Raw genomic sequence first — 15,753 nt, 5'->3', positions numbered from 1 at the left:
TGAAGCTCATGCATGCAATAGTACAGATACACAGCCTCTTTATTCCCGTCCTTTATTAGTTTTTTGCTTCTGTTTCTAAGTCTTCAATTTCATCTTCAAACCCGTTGACCTCAATTGCTTTGTTTAACCAGTTCGCATATTCACCGCCGACAGAAAGGACACGCTTTGCCACTTCTACCGGATCTTGTGTGCCGTATGCTTCACGCAATTCTTTTGACTTAAAGTCAGGATAAATAGTTGATTCAACCGCAATACGTGCATAGAAGCGTTGAGAATCCAAGTCTTTCACACGTCCTCGACCTTTGACATTCTTGTAAGTCGTGTTTTCTTTCTCCAGTTCATCAATACGTTCAGTTGTGATGGCTTTGAATACGAATGGAATCACTTCACCCTTTTTATCAACAAAGCGCTTTGAAATGATTGATTTGACCTCTTCCGCTTCTGTTGATTGCCCTGGCATAAAGAATGAAAGATCATATAAGTTGTTTGTTTGTTTTTCGCTCATGTTTAAAAACTCCCTTTGATTTGTTTTTTGAATGCAAAAAAGCACATCCAATTTTTGAATGTGCTTTCCAATCTTTTCATGTATAATAGAGATCGTACAATTTAATTGAACGGCTTACTCAAGGGCGGTCTGGCTCATCCCCGTTAGAAAGGGGGTGATGCTCATGTCAGCATTTGAAGCGATTAGTTTGATGATTGCTTTTGGGATTTTTACCGTAAGCATTCTGACTTTCGTCGTGACACTGTTGGCACTGTTAAAAAAGAAAAAATAGACCACCCTTGAGCTCCGCTAAAAGTTAAAGGGTAAGGTCTATTTCAAAAGATCTTTCTAGCTTAAGGACCAAGCCAGCCCTCTTGATGGGCCAAAAATTGTACATTAGAGTCAGGATGTTTGCGCATCCTGGCTTCTTTTTATTGTATGCAAATCACTTTGCATGTAAACAAGTTTTTTCTCGAATGGTGAATGGTGGGTTCACTATTATCCCATGTATCCCATTTATCAAAAGTATATCATATTTGTACAAAAAAGTGAAAATACCTTATTTAAAAACACTCACTAGTCAGTTCTTTTGTTACATTTTCTATGGTGGTTAAATTTTAAAAGGAATCTTTCAGCTTCTCAGGAAGATCAAAGTCCTCAAACGTGAAAGGAACCTCTTCTTCAAGTGCTTCTGAATCCACATCAAGCCCTGCAATTTTAGCTGAATCAAAGTTCACATCAAACAATGTGACTCGTTCTGTGCCTCTGCCAGATGATTTGTCATCCAGTACAGCTTGAATAGTGAAGTACGGATCTTGTCCCTTCTTCACGTAATTTAACATCAACTGTACAAAACGTGATGTGACTTTATAGAAAGTCGCTGTGCCAGTACCATTCGCACCGGTTGTCTTGTGACCGGTCATACGACGACCCATAACGTTAACTTCTGATTTGTTCTTCTCCACGTTTGCTTCAAACGTTTTGATGAAAGCCATTTCCTCACCATCGAGGAAAAGACGCCCTTCCTTACCTGAAATGGTATTCTGCGCTTTAAAAGCCATCTTATTTCACCTCTACATTGAAATAGAATTTTTCAGCTGCATCAACAGGTTGAACAGCTAGATCAATCAAGAAACCGTCACGATCTTCATTTAAAGCGATCATGATGTCAGTCTCAGAATCAAAGCCAGTGATTCCAGATCCATCTTGGAGCTGTGTGAGATATTGCGTGATGAGTGTTTTCACCAGCTGCAGACCATCATCAGATGCAGGAATGTCATTGCCATTTGCTTTGCGTAACTTAATTAAATCTTTCAATTCACGTGTTAGATCGTTGTTGATCGCATCGAGCACTCGGATAATTTTGTTTTTCCCGAATGTCTTGTTTTTCTCCGTTGTATAGCTTGTTAGAGAGTTGATGTCCTTCTCAACGCTAACTGTGCGATCACGCGCATCAAATGTGAACAAGAATTCGCCTTGTGATAAACGGTATTCCACTTGATCATTATCAAGACGCTCTAAGGTATCAACAGCCCCTTCATATTCAACAAAGGTTAACGACTGATTGAAGTTTGCTCCTGCAGATGCACCGGCCACCCATGCAGTTGCTTTGGCTGGCGTGATCTCTGTACCGTCTTCTAGCAGCACACCGCTTGTGACATTGATAATTCCTTCGTGATTAGCTGCGTAGTTTGGCAATACGCCTTGTATCTTCCGACCTTGATCATCACGCAAACGCTTGACGAAGGCCACAAATGTCGCTTTTAACTGTTCGCTAGTGTTATTAGGCAGCGCAATTACGTCAAAGTATTCTGTTTCAGCTTCTTCAAGGAATGCTGTGTAATCTGCCACGCTTGGCACGCCGTTTTTCCCGCCGCTTAGTGTTACACCAGCAGTGATCGTCGCTTCACCTTCACCAGAGAACGAAACATATTTGTTTTGCTGCAGTTCTTTGACATCAGTGACAACCTGCTTATCGACAATGTCTGTACCCACGTAAGTCACCACATCACGCTTGGAGCTATCCAATACGTTTTCAGTGACTTGGATCGTGACCTCATTACCTTTCTGTCCGCCATAATTGGCAAGAACGTTGAAATTCTCGCTGATCTGAGCCTTTGCAGGTTCACCCTCATTCAAGCGATATAAAAGAACCGTCTGTGCTTTTTTCTTCGCTTCTCGGAAAAGAAGCAGTGATTTGTCATCGATGTTTAACCCGACTTTTTTATTTAAGTCCTCGATGCCTGAGATAGAGATGAACGTCTTAGGCTCTCCCCAACTCATCGTGATTGGAAGCGCAACGGTGCCGCGATCGCCTAAAGTAATTCGCTGCTGTGCTGTGGTTTTGAAATTGAAGTAGATACCAGGACGCTTTTTCTCTGTACCTGGTGTAAAAGTACCTCCATTCATGCTTAAACCTCCTTAGACAAAAAAGCATCAATCTGCTTCTTTGCTTCTGTTTTTGTAATTGGTTGATCTTTGATATAAAAAAGAGCACCCTCAAGGATTTCAGGCTTTACGCCAAACAATTCCTTGCTGTGCTCCTTTAAGGCTTCAAATGAAAAGCCAGGTTCCTTTGGAATAACTGGTGCGGCTTTCTCTTCTTTCACCTGTGATTCATTTTTATTCTTGGCCACTTTTTATCACCCCATCTGAAAAATTTATGTCGTCTAGGCTTGGCTGCTCATCTCGGTTGTACCAATAAGCACTATCCCATGTGAGGACAATCGTTGCCACGCCTTGATCTGCAATCCTAGTTTCTGCTCTCTTGATACGGACATAATCATCAAGCGGTTCACCTTCTACACTGACCATCTGAATGATATTCCGATCCGCTGATAAGGCATCAACGATTGTTTCTGCCGCATCATGAGCCTGCTCAGAGTCCTTGTGAAACACTTTAATATGCAGCGTGTAGGTTTTAAGAAATGTTGAAACAGTATCGTTTCTTGTATTGACCCAAGCTGCCGGAAAGTACATCGATGGGACCTGGAACTGTTCCGGAATTTTCTTTTCGTAGACCTTCACAGGAAATCGACTGTAGCAATAATGCATGATGGCGCCGACTTCTTGATTCATCTAATCACCGCCCAAATTGTTCATCAATCCATTGCTGCAGCTTGCGGTCCAATGATTGTTCAAACATCTGTTCAAAGATAGATATTGCATTATCCCAATAGCCGCTGCCCTCAACCCATTGAAATTTCAGGAGCATTCCTGTTTCAGCGTTTGGATCGTATTCAAACCGATCACCAACCCACCTGCCAGGAACCCAACGTCTGTCCTGATTCTTGGAAGGATCAATGGTAAAGTGACCATCGTTTGTGTACGATGCGTATTCTAGGTTTGTCCCTACATCCAAGGTCAGACTGCCGCTACTCATCGAAAAGACGTTTTCTTGGTCGCCTTTTTGGAATGAGTTGAGCAAACGGCGAGCATCCACCGTTTTTGTACGAATGACCTCATCCTGAACAATATCAAGAAACTCATAGCCCATTCCTTCAAGCCATTCTTCATATTCTGCTTGCAAGCCGCCATTAACAGCTGCATTCAAATCCTCTATGAACTGGTCTAAACCATCAATCCTCAAAGGCTTTCACTCCTCATCGCTACCACCTCAATATGATGGTTTTTGATCCTTCTGGGCTTTTGCAGTTTCAATGTCACACCTTCCCATACCACTTTATCGTTCAGGCGGACATCGGTATTACTAGGAAAATGAACAAGGTACGATTGATGAATGGTTGCGTTTGGCTCCTGCTGTGTGATGGATTGGTTTTTCTCCGTAAAATAACATGGCTGCGCAACTTGATCAGGCTCATCAGGATATGAAAAGACCGGCTGCGCATCGTGGACAGGTATTCCATAGTGATTGCCTGTTTTTTGCTCTTCCTGCAGGTGATATATGTCGCATCGATCCGTTAATAATGATTGATAGCTCATAATGATCTCAACCTCATTCTTACACTTGCCGGATCTTCCGGTGGATCAATTGGCTCAATGAAATCTATCAACAGGTTATACACATCTGGCTTTGAAACGGCGTTACCATCTGCCAGTGTATAAGAGTAGTCGCCAATCTTTTCAGATTTATAACCCTTTATGATTGATTCATCCCCGTTGATCAGCGCAAAGAACTGCGCCATTTTAATCAATGCGATTCTTGCTTTTTCAGGAAGTGGCTGATATTTTTCACTTGTGAAATCATGACCTGCGATCTTAAACACCTCAGCTTCAGCCTCAATGATGTCACTTTCCAATAATTCATCTGAGCGGTTTTTCACGCTCTCGAATACGGTATACGCCCTAACTTCTTCAGGAGAGATCAACATCAGCCTTACTCTCCTGCTTTTTCTTGATGCTCGAGGATATAGGCAATTCTTTCACTCTTATCTTTGAGTTGAGACGGATCGCCGCCAAGATCAATAACAATGGCTTCTTGTTCAGTTTTGTTCATGCCCTTCAGTTCTGATTCAGTGTAGATTTTTTGTTCTTGTTGAGGTTCTTCTTCGGCCTCTTTTGGTTCTTCCTCTTCCGATGGATTTTCTTTTGTTTGATCATCCGTTTTTGGATCATCAACAGGAGCTTTCACTTCCTTACAAGAGAAAAAATCATTGCCATTGAGATATTGAAAGACCTTTTTCTCAATCTCTTTTTCCTGATTTAAAAGAAAGACATGACCCATTACAGAGTATGTCTTTCCCTTGATCAATTCAGCTGTGTACATATTGATCACTCCTTGACCTTGATGATCTTAGCAACAGCATCCTCTTCCTCAAATTTGCTGTCGAGCTTCGCTGTGAGGACAATAATAAATTTACGGCTGCGAATATCTTTTTCTACTTCAATTCGAATATTACGAGAGAAGCCCAAGATGATGTTTTTTGGATGAGTCAATAAAATGTCTGAAACATCTGTGCCGTCCGCATCATACGGTTGCATGTTTGCAATTCCTTTGACTGGAACACCGAATGCAGAAGAAAGCCCACCTTGTACTGCTGCATCTCCTAAATTCGTTTGACGATCCGCTACTTTATCTTTCCATTCGACCTCTTGCCCCGGGGAAGAATAGAAGCGGAACTCTTGTGGGACTCGCAAATATTTTGGTGGAACAGCTTTGTATCCTTGTTTGAATACTTGGCGTGTAAGTGGTTCACCAGCAACATCTACGATATGAGATGTGGCTTGCTTGCGGATGCCATCCAGCTGCGCAAGGTAAGTATCAGATGACGATGTATCACCATTTAAGATCAATTCTTCAATATCTACTGCAGCTCGTTCAGCCAGCATTTGCATGATGGTGTTTTGCAAAGCATCGCCCTCGATGTTGTTTTCAAGTGTGTCATACGTAATATTCACTTCTGCGATGACTTCTTTTGCGTTAAGCTCCACAGTGCTTGTTGTTGGTGCAACTCGATCACTTGCTGGAACTGCTTTTCCTTCCACACCAGGACGAAGAATCCGCTGACCAAAACCGATTTTTTCGATTTTTTGTGCATCACTATCCATTGGAATAACACGTGCATCTTGTAGCAGTGTTGGTGCATTTTGCACCATACGAATAAATGTGCTAGATTGGGTCGGATTCATGAGACCGCCTGTTTTTAACGTCCCAAGCGTCACTTCCGCTTTGTTAATTACCTCTTGATTTCTCACTCTAGTTCCTCCTTTTTCTCGGCTTAAAGCAAGCCGCCCCATACCGTTTCAGATTTTTGTAAGTCTTGTTGTTGTGCATCCCCTACTCCATTACCTTGCGGACGTGCCTTTTCCAGTGCTTCGACTCTATCGACTACTGGAGCCAATGCCTTTTCTACAGCTGCGGCCATTTCTTTTGCGACCTCTTCATCAATTTGTTTTTCTTGCGGGTCAGGCTGACCTTCGCCTTCTCCCTTCTCAAGATCATCCAGACGTTTTACAACTGGTGCGATTGTGTCATCTAGCATCTTTTGCAGATCTTCTTTTTTCACTTCTTCATTCTCCTCCTTCTCTTCCGCTTGACTCAACAGATTGTCGATAGCGGCTCTTGCATTTTTCAATTCAGTTAAGTTAGCAGCTGAAAACTTTCGGCCAGCTTTTGCGACTTCTTCAGGTGGATCAGTTTGGATCCCCGCTAAGTCATCAGTAAGCAAAATCTCTTGTGTGATTTCCACAAAGTCTTCCAGTGCTGATCTAACCTTGTCAGGATCAGTCTCCAAGTCTTCATCGTCGTAAGAATCCCATTTAAACAAAACGGAATTCAATGCATCTTGTGCCGCCCAAAACTCACGACGCATGCGGCCTTTGTCGTATCTGTTCTTTACTTCTCCTTTTGATAGAAAGAAGTTTTTGAGCAAAGAAAAAAGCCCCTTCTCTTCAGAAGCTGGCTCACGCTCTTGTTTTCCTATGTCTGCTGTTCCGGCCATTGAATATCCGGTGATCTCGCCCTTTTGAATCTGTTCCCAAATTTCATCGGAAGCCTTCGTCACAAGGACCCACGATCCTTTCTTGATAACATCATCGCCCATTTCAAAGTCAGACGGAGCAATGTACGATTCAACGACTTCCCCGACACCGCCTTGGAAATCATGTTGCTTATCGATCTCACGTGCATCCTTCAGGAACCCATGAGCGGCTTTTTCAATCTCCGCCGGCGTCATGTAATCCCCATGTGCATCAGCTACGTTGGGTTCGTATACAATTCCATAAACAAGACGCTGTGCATCATCAGCCTTCGCAATGACCTTGATCTCTTTTTGAAAGTCTGGCTGCTTTTCCGATTTCATAAAAAAGAACTGCTTTTGATTAGCAGCCTTGTCTACGTATGAAACATGTGTGATTTTTGCATTAATCAATTCGCGTGGCAATTCATTCACCTCCTTTCAAAATAAAAAAGGCGAATTTAAATTCGCCCACATCATAATTTGAGTAAATCCATAAATGATTTTATTACACCAAGAGGTGGAAAATAACATTCTAGAATTTTCCGAGACAGTTCGAGTCCTAATGCGTTTTTATTTTTATTAATGTCTTCCTTTATCTTTTCCTCAATATCAATATTACCATCACTTAATTCTAGAGGGTCAGGACTTATTTTATAGGATAAAATGTTAGTAATATCACATTCAACGATAAAATTGAATTTTTTTAAATATTGATTACAGTTAGCAGCTTCATTAAATACCAAACATACACCACTAGCCACTGTGATTTTTGTTCCATCTAAAGTAATGTTAATGTCAGAAAGCCCTTTTAATTTTACAATTTCAAAATTCAAATGAGAATCAAGGTAATTTTTTATTATTTTCTCTGCATCATCAATAGCCTTATTAATTAACGTCATCGGGTTCAATTGTTCCAATAATGTTTCTAACTGATTACTATAAGATTCTATTTCAGCAATCATTTCCCCAGCTATTTCTACTGGATTTGGCACACTATTTTTGAGGTTATTAATGGCAGCCTGCGCTCCCTCAGTTAATTTATTCTTGGTAGCTCTTTTCAATGCCTCTTCCAAACTCCTAGCTATTTCTTCTGGCGAAGGAACATTTAGTATATCCGGAATAGGCGGCAGAATATCTGGCACTGGTATGTTCGGGATTGAAATTGGTCCTCTAAACGGATTTCTAACTCTGATCCGAAGGTGTTCGTGATATGCAGTTTTTTCGTTGATATTATTTATTTTTTCAATCGCTCTTTTTACCACATTTTCTGCTGTTTCAGTAGTATATTTATTTTGCACTTTAAGTAAATCTATTTCATGAATAGTATCGTTTATTATATTTTGTATCAGGCTACTTACGGACATTCTTTTTTTTACCTCCTTTACTGTATATTAAATATTTTTCTCGTAAGTCCCATTTCAATACCTTCCTATATTTTCTATTGTTTTTTGACGTATTGTCTCTTTTTCCTCAGCTGATAATCCAAGAATAACAGGATCAACCACAGGACCAACCGCACAATGACAATTTACTCTCTCTTTTGGCGTGAGCTGTGTATCTCTCGGAAACATGCATCGCTCTCCGCTACCTGGTATCTCAAACTCTTCATCAAGCGGGATGATTGTGCCATCTAGCTGCACGTGACTTTCTCTCGACTGATTCTTTTTCCCTCCACTGTGCTTCCACTTCTTACCCGTTACCGCCGGGGATTGGACATAGGATTCATGTTGAGCGACGGAAGAAGCGGTCAACACCTCTGTAATAGCTGTTACACGTGCGCGCTTCCGGCTGAATTCAGGTAGGTCTTTCAGCTCCAATTCAATTTCTTGAATAGAGCGGCCTTCTTTTATGCCCTCTTTCAACGTTTGTTCAATGGCCACATGAGTATTCAGCTTCATCAGCTGTGCCAACTCTTGAGACCAAGATTCAATCCACTCTTCGGTTCTTTCAGATAGAACCTTGAATGGAATATCTGCATCGATGGAATTCATGATTTTCTCAGCCAACTGCGTGACGGTAAGTGTTAGAAAGACAGCCGTTTCTTTTCCGAATAGCTCTGCAAACTCATCTGAAGTGAATAGATCATTATTAAAAAACGCTAGAATTGATTCTAACGTCTCCGAATCGTCCTTAGATATAAAACCATTCAGTTCATTCAAAAACGTCCTGCGTTGCAATCTGAGAAGTTTTGCGGTGATTTTCTCGTACTCTTCTACCAAAGAGGGAATGTCTTGCAGTTCGGGGAAATCAGCCACCGCAGCTTTGAATTCCTCGACCTCATCCGATTCCGCTTTTTGCACAAAGGCATTGATGTTTTTTATCAGCTGATCGATCTTACTCATTTGCGTATCTCCTCTAGTTCATCCCTAACATCTTTTAAGAGATGGATCAGATCTTCCTGGGAACCCGCAGACTTTTGAAGAACCGTATCAAGCAAGCTAGTTGATTCCTTTGGCTTCGCCTCAATTGGTCGGTGATATTCTTCCTCTGGCCATTCTTCAAGTGTCTTACCAAGAATACGCCCAGCCAGATCACGCAGGTCATTCGGTGAAACCGCTCCCGCTTGAATAAACGGTGTAAGAACCTTAGCAATTTCGAGCGGATCACGAAAATCAGGACCATTTAATATGAGTCGCACATGCCAGAGATCGAGATCAGGAAGGAAAAGTGTATTGAGCTTGCCAGTGATGATCATTCGCTCTGGCTGAAATACCTGTTCCTCTGTCGTCTTTCGAGCGGTGTCAGCTGTCGCCTTGTTATAATCCTGTGATTCGCCTGTGTAGATCGGCGGCAGACGGAAAGAAGAACGTATCTTGTTTCTCGTTTTCTCATCGTATTCAAGGAATAGTGCATCTTCCTGAAGAATCTCGGCAAGTGATTTTATATCCACCTTTACATTTGCCGGCTCTTCATCGTTTGATATCTCATCCTTCTTCGGAATCCCTTCCACTTCAAGTAACAGGAATTTATGTGCATTGTCTGATCCCTCAATGCCATTCATGTATTCCTGAAGCTGTTCATATGAGGATTCAGAAAGCATTCCATTCTCTACAGTAATTGCAGCCGGAACATGTCGCCCCTGTTTAAAGTACAGATAGTTCAGTTCTTCAGCTTTGCGGGCTCCATACATATTGACGATGTTACCAATCCAACGAGGAACACCATATGTACCGCTTCCGATCTTGAAGTGAATGACTTCGCTTGCTACAAATTCAGGGGGAGTTTTTTCGCTATATTCTCCCGTAGCAGCATTCATTGTTCTTGGATCACCGTATTCCTTAAAGAATACTTTTTTGGTATTGTTCTTCTGAACATACTTCCTGAATCTCTTCTTTCGCTTCAATGACTTCACTTGGCCGTTTTCTGTGTATCGGAAATCGACTTCAACGGGATCGCTCAGCTTACAAACTCGTAAGTATTGTGCATCCAGGTACTCAATACCTGCAGGTTTCCCTGTACCTTCTCGAAGCACTTCCACAAATCCATTACCTGTTTTCTCTCGGTCTTCTATTACATAACCAAGAACCACTTCGGCTGACTCATCATAGTTCATATATCTGGCGAACTCTTCAAGTTGGGTCCATTCTTTCTCAGCTGCAGCTTTCTTTTCTTTCGGTGCGTTCTCTGCGTTGAAATCGAAAGTATACTCGATTCCTAAGCCGAAACCTAGAATATTCGTTTTATAAGCATCGATGCATTGCTGAAGAATGGTAGAATACTCGGCCATTTGTTTGAGCTCTTTGATATTGTATGGCGGCTCGATCACATCATCAGCATCGTAATTAAATCCATCCTCATAAATCTGCTTAGTGGTTTCAGACACATTGGCCTTCATCACTGTTGCTCTGACCGTTTTCATCAGCGTGACCTCCTTTCTCTGTTCGGGCGTGTCCGCTCTTTTGGTTTCTCTTTCAGATCGGTTACCTCATAGTCATCAAGCGCATACCAGATGGCCGACAACGTATGGGGATCAATCTTAAACTCGTCTTCTATGATGTTACCGTTCTTGTCTGTCTTGTATGTGAGCGGCTGAAGCTCATAGATCGTATTCTTACATGAGTCGGAACATATGATTTTCTTGAACCGTTTGATCTTCTTTGTGTACTGCAAGCGTGATCCCTGAAACTTATGTGCAGCCACCATGTTGTAACCCATCTTCCTGAAGTATGCGATGGTTTTCGGTTCAGCTGCATCCGCTTTAATCAGCTCTTTTGTTTTGGCAAATTCGATGAGCTCTTGTACCGTTTCATCATCGGTTGTGCCTTTTTGATAATACTCCCAATAGATGTATAGATATTTCTTCTCGTGATCGACAGCCAGTCGAATCAAAGCGTTATATGACTCTACGAAACCAAAGTCCATCCCCGCTCTAAGCAAAGGCCGATTGATATTTGAGATGGCCAGCATCACATCTTCATGCGGTTGCACCTCAAATTGAGGAAGAACACGAATTCCGTTTATGCCAAAATGACCTTTTCGAGCTATGCGATAAAGGTCGGGATCATATTCTTTTAGTTCATCCAGCTGCTTAATATAGCTGACCGGAAGGAACAAGTTGTCTTCAGCTGTAGAATGATGATAGTACGTATCGTTGATAGCGATCGTTCGCTGTTTGTATAAGGTTTCGTCATCAAGGACAAAACGTTTCAGCTGCTCATCTCGAAAGAAATGTCTGTACGTCCAATTATCCTGACCAACGGGATTCGTCGATAACATCATATAAAGAGGTAAAACCGGATGTCTCAGCCTTCCAAGCAGCTCCTTGAATCCCTCGTACTTAACTTCTGAACATTCCTCAATCCATATGATCGAGATGTTGTTGATCGACTTCAACTTGGCTGGCTTGTCCAATCCTTTGAAAATGATCCGGCTGCCGTTATGAAATTTAAGCATGAGCGGTGATGTCCGGCACTGAATGACATGATCGAGTCCTAGATCATTCACGATCTCTTCAAACAGTGAAAAGGTTGAATCCCTGTGTGTGTCATAGACTTCACGAATCACAAGGGCTGTCCTCTTTTCATCCAGTAATTTTAAGATGAGTTTCAGCGCAATGTGATAGCTTTTGGAGGAGCCGTAACCGCCCACCAAGAATTGAAACTTCTGATCCCAATCAAAAAGAAAGTCCTCAAAATGTGGATTGACTTCCTTCTCCATCATTTGAACCATCAGCCATCACCTTTATTCTTCCGCTTAATCGTTATTTGTACAGAGTCATCAACAGGTCGAGCGGTGATCTGCTCCAGCTCTGCCTCTCTCGTTCGGTTTGCAAGATCAAGACCTCTGAGTCTCAATTCATGCTCTGACATAGTTTTCATTATGTCGTGTTTCTGCCTAATGGCTTTAAGACGCTTGTCTGTTACTCGCGTCAATGCTTCCTCTATTTCAAGGATGCGGTCAATCACAGGTAATTGAGTTTCTTCCACCTCAGTGACTACAAGACGTTCATTGATAATTGGAACGTATTTGACAACACCATTCTCACTTGTCGAAGGTGCGACATCTTTTGTTTTTCTAAGTTGCTGAAGAACACGTCGCTGATTATCAGTTAAACCATTTTCATACTTCATGATCCTATGCATCATACGCCGCTCTCGAATACTAAGCTCACGTATGGTCAATTCAATTTGATAGAGCGGATCGGTCTCAATCTGCTCAAAGAGCTCCTTTTCTGTGTCGTCCATATAATCGAACATGATAGATTCATATTCACCTGTCCGCACAGAATTTCTGTTTCCTTTTGGAGCACCGCCAGTATTCCCTTTTGCATTTTGGTTACCAGGTGGCGCTTTACCACCTTTATTCCCTTTGGCATTTTTACTGCCTTTTGGAGCTCCAGGACGTTTAGGAGCGCTCCTTTTCGATTTAGGAGCGCTCCCTTTGAAATTATCATCCCATTTATCATTCGCTTTCCATTTACGGACAGTGCTGCTTGTCACACCCAACTCATCTGCAATGTCTTTAAGTAAGCGGGCTCCACCGCTCTCTTTCCAAAGACGGAAAGCTTCATCTCTTCTCGGATCACGCGGTCTAGCCATTACATATCACCCACCTCCGAAATGCTTAATTAAGTTTGAGTTGTTTTCAAATATCGTCATGCTTCTGAAGGTCGATGTCGAGTTCTATGAGCTTCTTCAGATCTTCTACTGAAGACAATTTGATGTTACCTTCTTTAAAATCCCTCACCCATTGAGAGATACAAGCCTGTGCAATTTTTCGATAGTTCTCTTTTGATTTATCTATACCTTCAGCCTGTTCAGCTTGAAGGATCATAAGCATTTCCGTCTTTTCTTCGCCAGAAAGGGAACGTGCGTTTGTATTTTCTATTGTCATTCTCCCTGACCTCCATTACAATAGTGGATGAGAGCGTGATATTTTCCCACAAACGCGGCCGCGTCTTGATCACGCTCTTAGGCAGGGAGTTTCTTTCTGTCTTTGAAGGGAGGGTGTTGTCAGCACCCTCTTTTTTTGATCTATAAACAGACCTAATTTACTACACACCTAATTCCTTCATTTTCATACTATACTTCTATAACCTAATTAGGAGTGAACTTTGTATGCATCAACAATGGTATTATGACGACTTTGACACATGTTGCTTATATCAGGATATAATCACAAATAAAATAGTTTGTTACTGCTGCTCTAAAATTCCTTTTTGCATAGAACCAAATAACCCTAATATAAAATTATTAGATCCTATTTCGGTACCAAATTGCAATTCTTGCAAAAAACTTGCTGAAGGAATTGAAAGAGGAAGTGTACCACGATATTATTACCCTTATTTTCATATGTAGCTCAAAATTTCTGTTTGAACCTGCTAACTAGTTTCAGTAAACCATTGCAAATGTATCTGTTCCGCGATCCGCTTCATCATCACTGGAGGCACGCTCATCCCGCAGACATACTGCACTGAAGCGTCCATAAAGTCATAATCCAGTGGGAAAGATTGCATCAGAATAATATCCCTTTCAGAGATATAATAAGGTTCATCGTATCTAATAAAGACAGAACCGCTTGCTAGTGTTGGCGGAACTAAACTGTTTTTAACTAATACTGTATTGAAATTCCTCTCTTTACCTTCTGTTCGTTTAGTGATGTCTCCGATGTTGCCATCAGACGGACGCCGCTTAATCCATCTTTTATATGTTTTACTTGATTCATTCAGCCTTGATCCATGTCCACTTCTAAACTCTCCGTAAGTGACCGGTGGTTCATTGAAAGCCAATTTCAACGGTGGCAGATTCAGGTCCTTTCTACGGCCAATAAAAAAGACCCGCTCTCTTCTTTGCGGGACTCCCATTGTGGCCGCGTTCAGCAAGAACAGCTGAACGTCATACCCGATTTCTTTTGCTCGCTCAATGACAAGCTTCACATACCCCTTTGCTTTCCCTTTGATCATGCCGCTTACGTTCTCAGCCACAAAGGTTTTCGGCTTCAATCGCTCTACAGCATCCAGGTAATGAAAGAACAGATCGTCTAGTTTTTGGACAGCTTGTCCCTCTCTGAACGCCTTTTCTTTTCCCCAATCATCTTCTCTTTTGCCTGCAGTTGAAAATACGCTGCATGGTGGCGATCCATCGAACACATCAAGATTCATGAGTTCTTCAGGAAGATCGGAGAGCGGTATCTGGTTAAACTCTCGAATGTCCATGAGATAAGGATATTTCGGCTTATGATTCTTTTTATAGATTTTCATCATTTGCGGATCGATCTCGCAATTGCCTATCAATTTAAACCCTGCTAACTTGTAGCCCATTGATGAGCCGCCACCACAAGAGAATGTACTGAACACTTTCAACCCATTGGAAGGGATGTTTTTTAGATCACTCAATTTCCATCTATAGTTCATGCTGCCACCTACTCATTGAAAGAGAATCCGCACTTAGGACATGTATGCTCAAATTGATCATCTCCATATTCGTCAAGATCGATCTCATGACTCTCAGATACTGCTCCACCTTGACCTGTATGTTCCAAATCATTCAGAACATCCTCTAATTCTGCGTCACTGAATCCAGTTAGGCTTAGATCATACCCTGATCCCTCTAAGTCTTTAAGTAGCTCAGTAAGTTTATACTCATCCCATTCACCGTCAATCTTATTCAATGCGATATTCAGTGCTTTTTCATCTTGTTCATTAAGTGATACGACGGATACAGGGATATCACTTGGATTGTCCTCCATCAATACTTTGAAACGTTGATGGCCTCCTACAAGATGGCCAGTCCGTTCATTCCAGATGAGCGGATCAACGTATCCAAACTTTTCTATAGATTGTTTTAGTGAATCATACTCGGGATCTCCTGGCTGCAGATCGATACGGGGGTTATATGGTGATGGGTTAATTTTATGTACGGGAATTTTTTTGATGTTCATCGCTGTTTCCTCCTATAAAAACAAATGATGCCGCCCTAAAGGCGGCATCAGCTGCTTACTTGATGTAAAATTCTGATGTGTAGAATGTACCGACAGTTTCAACATGGTTGCCATGTTTGTCATATCGCTCTACATCCACCTTGAAGCGATACGTGCCTTTCTTGTTATCAAGTGATCCCTTGATGTCGAATTCATCGTACTGTTTCTCTGCTGGGTTCAGCGGATTAGGTGAATTCGTTTTGATTGTGACCCATTTCCCTTCAACTTTTCGTTGAGGAATTAAGTTTGGCCCACAAATGTAATCATTGTGATTCTGAATCGCAACAACCACAACCTTGTCCTTTCCTAAAGTATGGTTCGCTTTTTTTGGATTAGCAGATACACCAAATCCTGATGCCATGCTCATCATCTCCCTTTTTATATTTTTGCGCTCCTATCCCTCACCAGAGCACCTGCAGCCATACACCCAAA

Annotated in this window: 21 protein-coding genes; 1 reads left to right on the top strand and 20 read right to left on the bottom strand. The window is 41.8% G+C overall.

Features of this window, described 5'->3' with window-relative positions; genetic code table 11:
• Nucleotides 1-55: 55 nt before the first annotated feature.
• The gene (locus MHH61_RS15055; protein WP_125586409.1) at nucleotides 56-505 is read right to left on the bottom strand and encodes a phage portal protein; all 450 of its coding nucleotides are present in this window, start codon (nucleotides 503-505) and stop codon (nucleotides 56-58) included.
• A gap of 163 nt (nucleotides 506-668) precedes the next feature.
• On the opposite strand from MHH61_RS15055, the gene MHH61_RS15050 reads away from it, so the two are divergent.
• The gene (locus MHH61_RS15050; protein WP_235340267.1) at nucleotides 669-776 is read left to right on the top strand and encodes a putative holin-like toxin; all 108 of its coding nucleotides are present in this window, start codon (nucleotides 669-671) and stop codon (nucleotides 774-776) included.
• Nucleotides 777-1,101: 325 nt separating this feature from the next.
• Here the strand turns inward: MHH61_RS15050 and MHH61_RS15045 are convergent, their stop codons facing one another.
• The 19 genes from MHH61_RS15045 to MHH61_RS14955 all read right to left on the bottom strand — a co-directional run bounded on the left by MHH61_RS15045 (nucleotide 1,102) and on the right by MHH61_RS14955 (nucleotide 15,682).
• Nucleotides 1,102-1,545, bottom strand: coding sequence for a phage tail tube protein (locus MHH61_RS15045; RefSeq protein ID WP_044139480.1), 444 nt, complete (start codon nucleotides 1,543-1,545; stop codon nucleotides 1,102-1,104).
• Between the two features lies 1 nt (nucleotide 1,546).
• A complete protein-coding gene (locus MHH61_RS15040; RefSeq protein ID WP_125586411.1) occupies nucleotides 1,547-2,893 on the bottom strand; it encodes a phage tail sheath family protein in 1,347 nt (448 codons plus the stop codon).
• A 2-nt stretch (nucleotides 2,894-2,895) separates the two neighbouring features.
• Nucleotides 2,896-3,066 carry a hypothetical protein gene (locus tag MHH61_RS15035; protein ID WP_225310411.1) on the bottom strand — a complete coding sequence of 57 codons (171 nt, stop codon included), beginning with the start codon at nucleotides 3,064-3,066 and terminating at the stop codon, nucleotides 2,896-2,898.
• 40 nt (nucleotides 3,067-3,106) lie between these two features.
• The gene (locus MHH61_RS15030) at nucleotides 3,107-3,562 is read right to left on the bottom strand and encodes a DUF6838 family protein (protein ID WP_125586413.1); all 456 of its coding nucleotides are present in this window, start codon (nucleotides 3,560-3,562) and stop codon (nucleotides 3,107-3,109) included.
• 4 nt (nucleotides 3,563-3,566) lie between these two features.
• A complete protein-coding gene (locus MHH61_RS15025) occupies nucleotides 3,567-4,073 on the bottom strand; it encodes an HK97 gp10 family phage protein (protein ID WP_125586415.1) in 507 nt (168 codons plus the stop codon).
• Nucleotides 4,070-4,426: a DUF3599 family protein gene (locus MHH61_RS15020; RefSeq protein ID WP_125586417.1), complete on the bottom strand. Its 357-nt coding sequence runs from the start codon at nucleotides 4,424-4,426 to the stop codon at nucleotides 4,070-4,072. The genes MHH61_RS15025 and MHH61_RS15020 overlap by 4 nt, the downstream gene beginning before the upstream one ends.
• Nucleotides 4,423-4,815, bottom strand: coding sequence for a DUF3199 family protein (locus tag MHH61_RS15015; protein WP_125586419.1), 393 nt, complete (start codon nucleotides 4,813-4,815; stop codon nucleotides 4,423-4,425). The genes MHH61_RS15020 and MHH61_RS15015 overlap by 4 nt, the downstream gene beginning before the upstream one ends.
• A gap of 5 nt (nucleotides 4,816-4,820) precedes the next feature.
• Nucleotides 4,821-5,210 (bottom strand): YqbF domain-containing protein, encoded by a 390-nt coding sequence (locus tag MHH61_RS15010; RefSeq protein ID WP_125586421.1) that lies wholly within the window; start codon nucleotides 5,208-5,210, stop codon nucleotides 4,821-4,823.
• A gap of 5 nt (nucleotides 5,211-5,215) precedes the next feature.
• Nucleotides 5,216-6,139 (bottom strand): phage major capsid protein, encoded by a 924-nt coding sequence (locus MHH61_RS15005; protein WP_125586423.1) that lies wholly within the window; start codon nucleotides 6,137-6,139, stop codon nucleotides 5,216-5,218.
• A gap of 23 nt (nucleotides 6,140-6,162) precedes the next feature.
• Nucleotides 6,163-7,326 (bottom strand): XkdF-like putative serine protease domain-containing protein, encoded by a 1,164-nt coding sequence (locus MHH61_RS15000; RefSeq protein WP_125586425.1) that lies wholly within the window; start codon nucleotides 7,324-7,326, stop codon nucleotides 6,163-6,165.
• Between the two features lie 50 nt (nucleotides 7,327-7,376).
• Nucleotides 7,377-8,267: a hypothetical protein gene (locus MHH61_RS14995; RefSeq protein WP_125586427.1), complete on the bottom strand. Its 891-nt coding sequence runs from the start codon at nucleotides 8,265-8,267 to the stop codon at nucleotides 7,377-7,379.
• 54 nt (nucleotides 8,268-8,321) lie between these two features.
• Complete coding sequence (locus tag MHH61_RS14990; RefSeq protein ID WP_125586429.1) at nucleotides 8,322-9,245, bottom strand: phage minor head protein; 924 nt, start codon at nucleotides 9,243-9,245, stop codon at nucleotides 8,322-8,324.
• Complete coding sequence (locus MHH61_RS14985) at nucleotides 9,242-10,762, bottom strand: phage portal protein (protein WP_125586431.1); 1,521 nt, start codon at nucleotides 10,760-10,762, stop codon at nucleotides 9,242-9,244. Before MHH61_RS14985 ends, MHH61_RS14990 begins: the two co-directional genes overlap by 4 nt.
• Nucleotides 10,762-12,060 (bottom strand): PBSX family phage terminase large subunit, encoded by a 1,299-nt coding sequence (locus MHH61_RS14980; RefSeq protein ID WP_164512167.1) that lies wholly within the window; start codon nucleotides 12,058-12,060, stop codon nucleotides 10,762-10,764. The genes MHH61_RS14985 and MHH61_RS14980 overlap by 1 nt, the downstream gene beginning before the upstream one ends.
• An 11-nt stretch (nucleotides 12,061-12,071) precedes the next feature.
• The gene (terS, locus tag MHH61_RS14975) at nucleotides 12,072-12,941 is read right to left on the bottom strand and encodes a phage terminase small subunit (RefSeq protein WP_125586435.1); all 870 of its coding nucleotides are present in this window, start codon (nucleotides 12,939-12,941) and stop codon (nucleotides 12,072-12,074) included.
• A gap of 46 nt (nucleotides 12,942-12,987) precedes the next feature.
• Nucleotides 12,988-13,236: a hypothetical protein gene (locus MHH61_RS14970; RefSeq protein ID WP_125586437.1), complete on the bottom strand. Its 249-nt coding sequence runs from the start codon at nucleotides 13,234-13,236 to the stop codon at nucleotides 12,988-12,990.
• A 487-nt stretch (nucleotides 13,237-13,723) separates the two neighbouring features.
• Nucleotides 13,724-14,662, bottom strand: a complete 939-nt coding sequence (locus MHH61_RS14965; protein WP_241218549.1) for a DNA (cytosine-5-)-methyltransferase — start codon at nucleotides 14,660-14,662, stop codon at nucleotides 13,724-13,726.
• Nucleotides 14,663-14,763: 101 nt separating this feature from the next.
• Entirely contained in the window at nucleotides 14,764-15,282 is a 519-nt protein-coding gene (locus MHH61_RS14960) for a ParB N-terminal domain-containing protein (RefSeq protein ID WP_125586441.1), read from the bottom strand.
• A 55-nt stretch (nucleotides 15,283-15,337) separates the two neighbouring features.
• Nucleotides 15,338-15,682 carry a structural protein gene (locus MHH61_RS14955; protein WP_125586443.1) on the bottom strand — a complete coding sequence of 115 codons (345 nt, stop codon included), beginning with the start codon at nucleotides 15,680-15,682 and terminating at the stop codon, nucleotides 15,338-15,340.
• Between the last annotated feature and the right edge of the window lie 71 nt (nucleotides 15,683-15,753).

Source organism: Bacillus sp. FSL K6-3154 (assembly GCF_040869395.1).
In the GTDB taxonomy this organism is placed as follows: domain Bacteria; phylum Bacillota; class Bacilli; order Bacillales; family Bacillaceae; genus Bacillus; species Bacillus safensis.
The sequence above is the reverse complement of the archived record's forward strand: the minus strand, read 5'-3'. Positions and strand labels throughout refer to the sequence as shown.

What these genes read in the sequence shown, in the direction of transcription:
- MHH61_RS15055 (WP_125586409.1), bottom strand. Translation starts at nt 505, where the DNA reads ATGAGCGAAAAACAAACAAACAACTTATATGATCTTTCATTCTTTATG.
- MHH61_RS15050 (WP_235340267.1), top strand. Translation starts at nt 669, where the DNA reads ATGTCAGCATTTGAAGCGATTAGTTTGATGATTGCTTTTGGGATTTTT.
- MHH61_RS15045 (WP_044139480.1), bottom strand. Translation starts at nt 1,545, where the DNA reads ATGGCTTTTAAAGCGCAGAATACCATTTCAGGTAAGGAAGGGCGTCTT.
- MHH61_RS15040 (WP_125586411.1), bottom strand. Translation starts at nt 2,893, where the DNA reads ATGAATGGAGGTACTTTTACACCAGGTACAGAGAAAAAGCGTCCTGGT.
- MHH61_RS15030 (WP_125586413.1), bottom strand. Translation starts at nt 3,562, where the DNA reads ATGAATCAAGAAGTCGGCGCCATCATGCATTATTGCTACAGTCGATTT.
- MHH61_RS15020 (WP_125586417.1), bottom strand. Translation starts at nt 4,426, where the DNA reads ATGAGCTATCAATCATTATTAACGGATCGATGCGACATATATCACCTG.
- MHH61_RS15015 (WP_125586419.1), bottom strand. Translation starts at nt 4,815, where the DNA reads ATGTTGATCTCTCCTGAAGAAGTTAGGGCGTATACCGTATTCGAGAGC.
- MHH61_RS15010 (WP_125586421.1), bottom strand. Translation starts at nt 5,210, where the DNA reads ATGTACACAGCTGAATTGATCAAGGGAAAGACATACTCTGTAATGGGT.
- MHH61_RS14995 (WP_125586427.1), bottom strand. Translation starts at nt 8,267, where the DNA reads ATGTCCGTAAGTAGCCTGATACAAAATATAATAAACGATACTATTCAT.
- MHH61_RS14990 (WP_125586429.1), bottom strand. Translation starts at nt 9,245, where the DNA reads ATGAGTAAGATCGATCAGCTGATAAAAAACATCAATGCCTTTGTGCAA.
- MHH61_RS14985 (WP_125586431.1), bottom strand. Translation starts at nt 10,762, where the DNA reads ATGAAAACGGTCAGAGCAACAGTGATGAAGGCCAATGTGTCTGAAACC.
- MHH61_RS14980 (WP_164512167.1), bottom strand. Translation starts at nt 12,060, where the DNA reads ATGGAGAAGGAAGTCAATCCACATTTTGAGGACTTTCTTTTTGATTGG.
- terS (WP_125586435.1), bottom strand. Translation starts at nt 12,941, where the DNA reads ATGGCTAGACCGCGTGATCCGAGAAGAGATGAAGCTTTCCGTCTTTGG.
- MHH61_RS14970 (WP_125586437.1), bottom strand. Translation starts at nt 13,236, where the DNA reads ATGACAATAGAAAATACAAACGCACGTTCCCTTTCTGGCGAAGAAAAG.
- MHH61_RS14965 (WP_241218549.1), bottom strand. Translation starts at nt 14,662, where the DNA reads ATGGGCTACAAGTTAGCAGGGTTTAAATTGATAGGCAATTGCGAGATC.
- MHH61_RS14960 (WP_125586441.1), bottom strand. Translation starts at nt 15,282, where the DNA reads ATGAACATCAAAAAAATTCCCGTACATAAAATTAACCCATCACCATAT.
- MHH61_RS14955 (WP_125586443.1), bottom strand. Translation starts at nt 15,682, where the DNA reads ATGGCATCAGGATTTGGTGTATCTGCTAATCCAAAAAAAGCGAACCAT.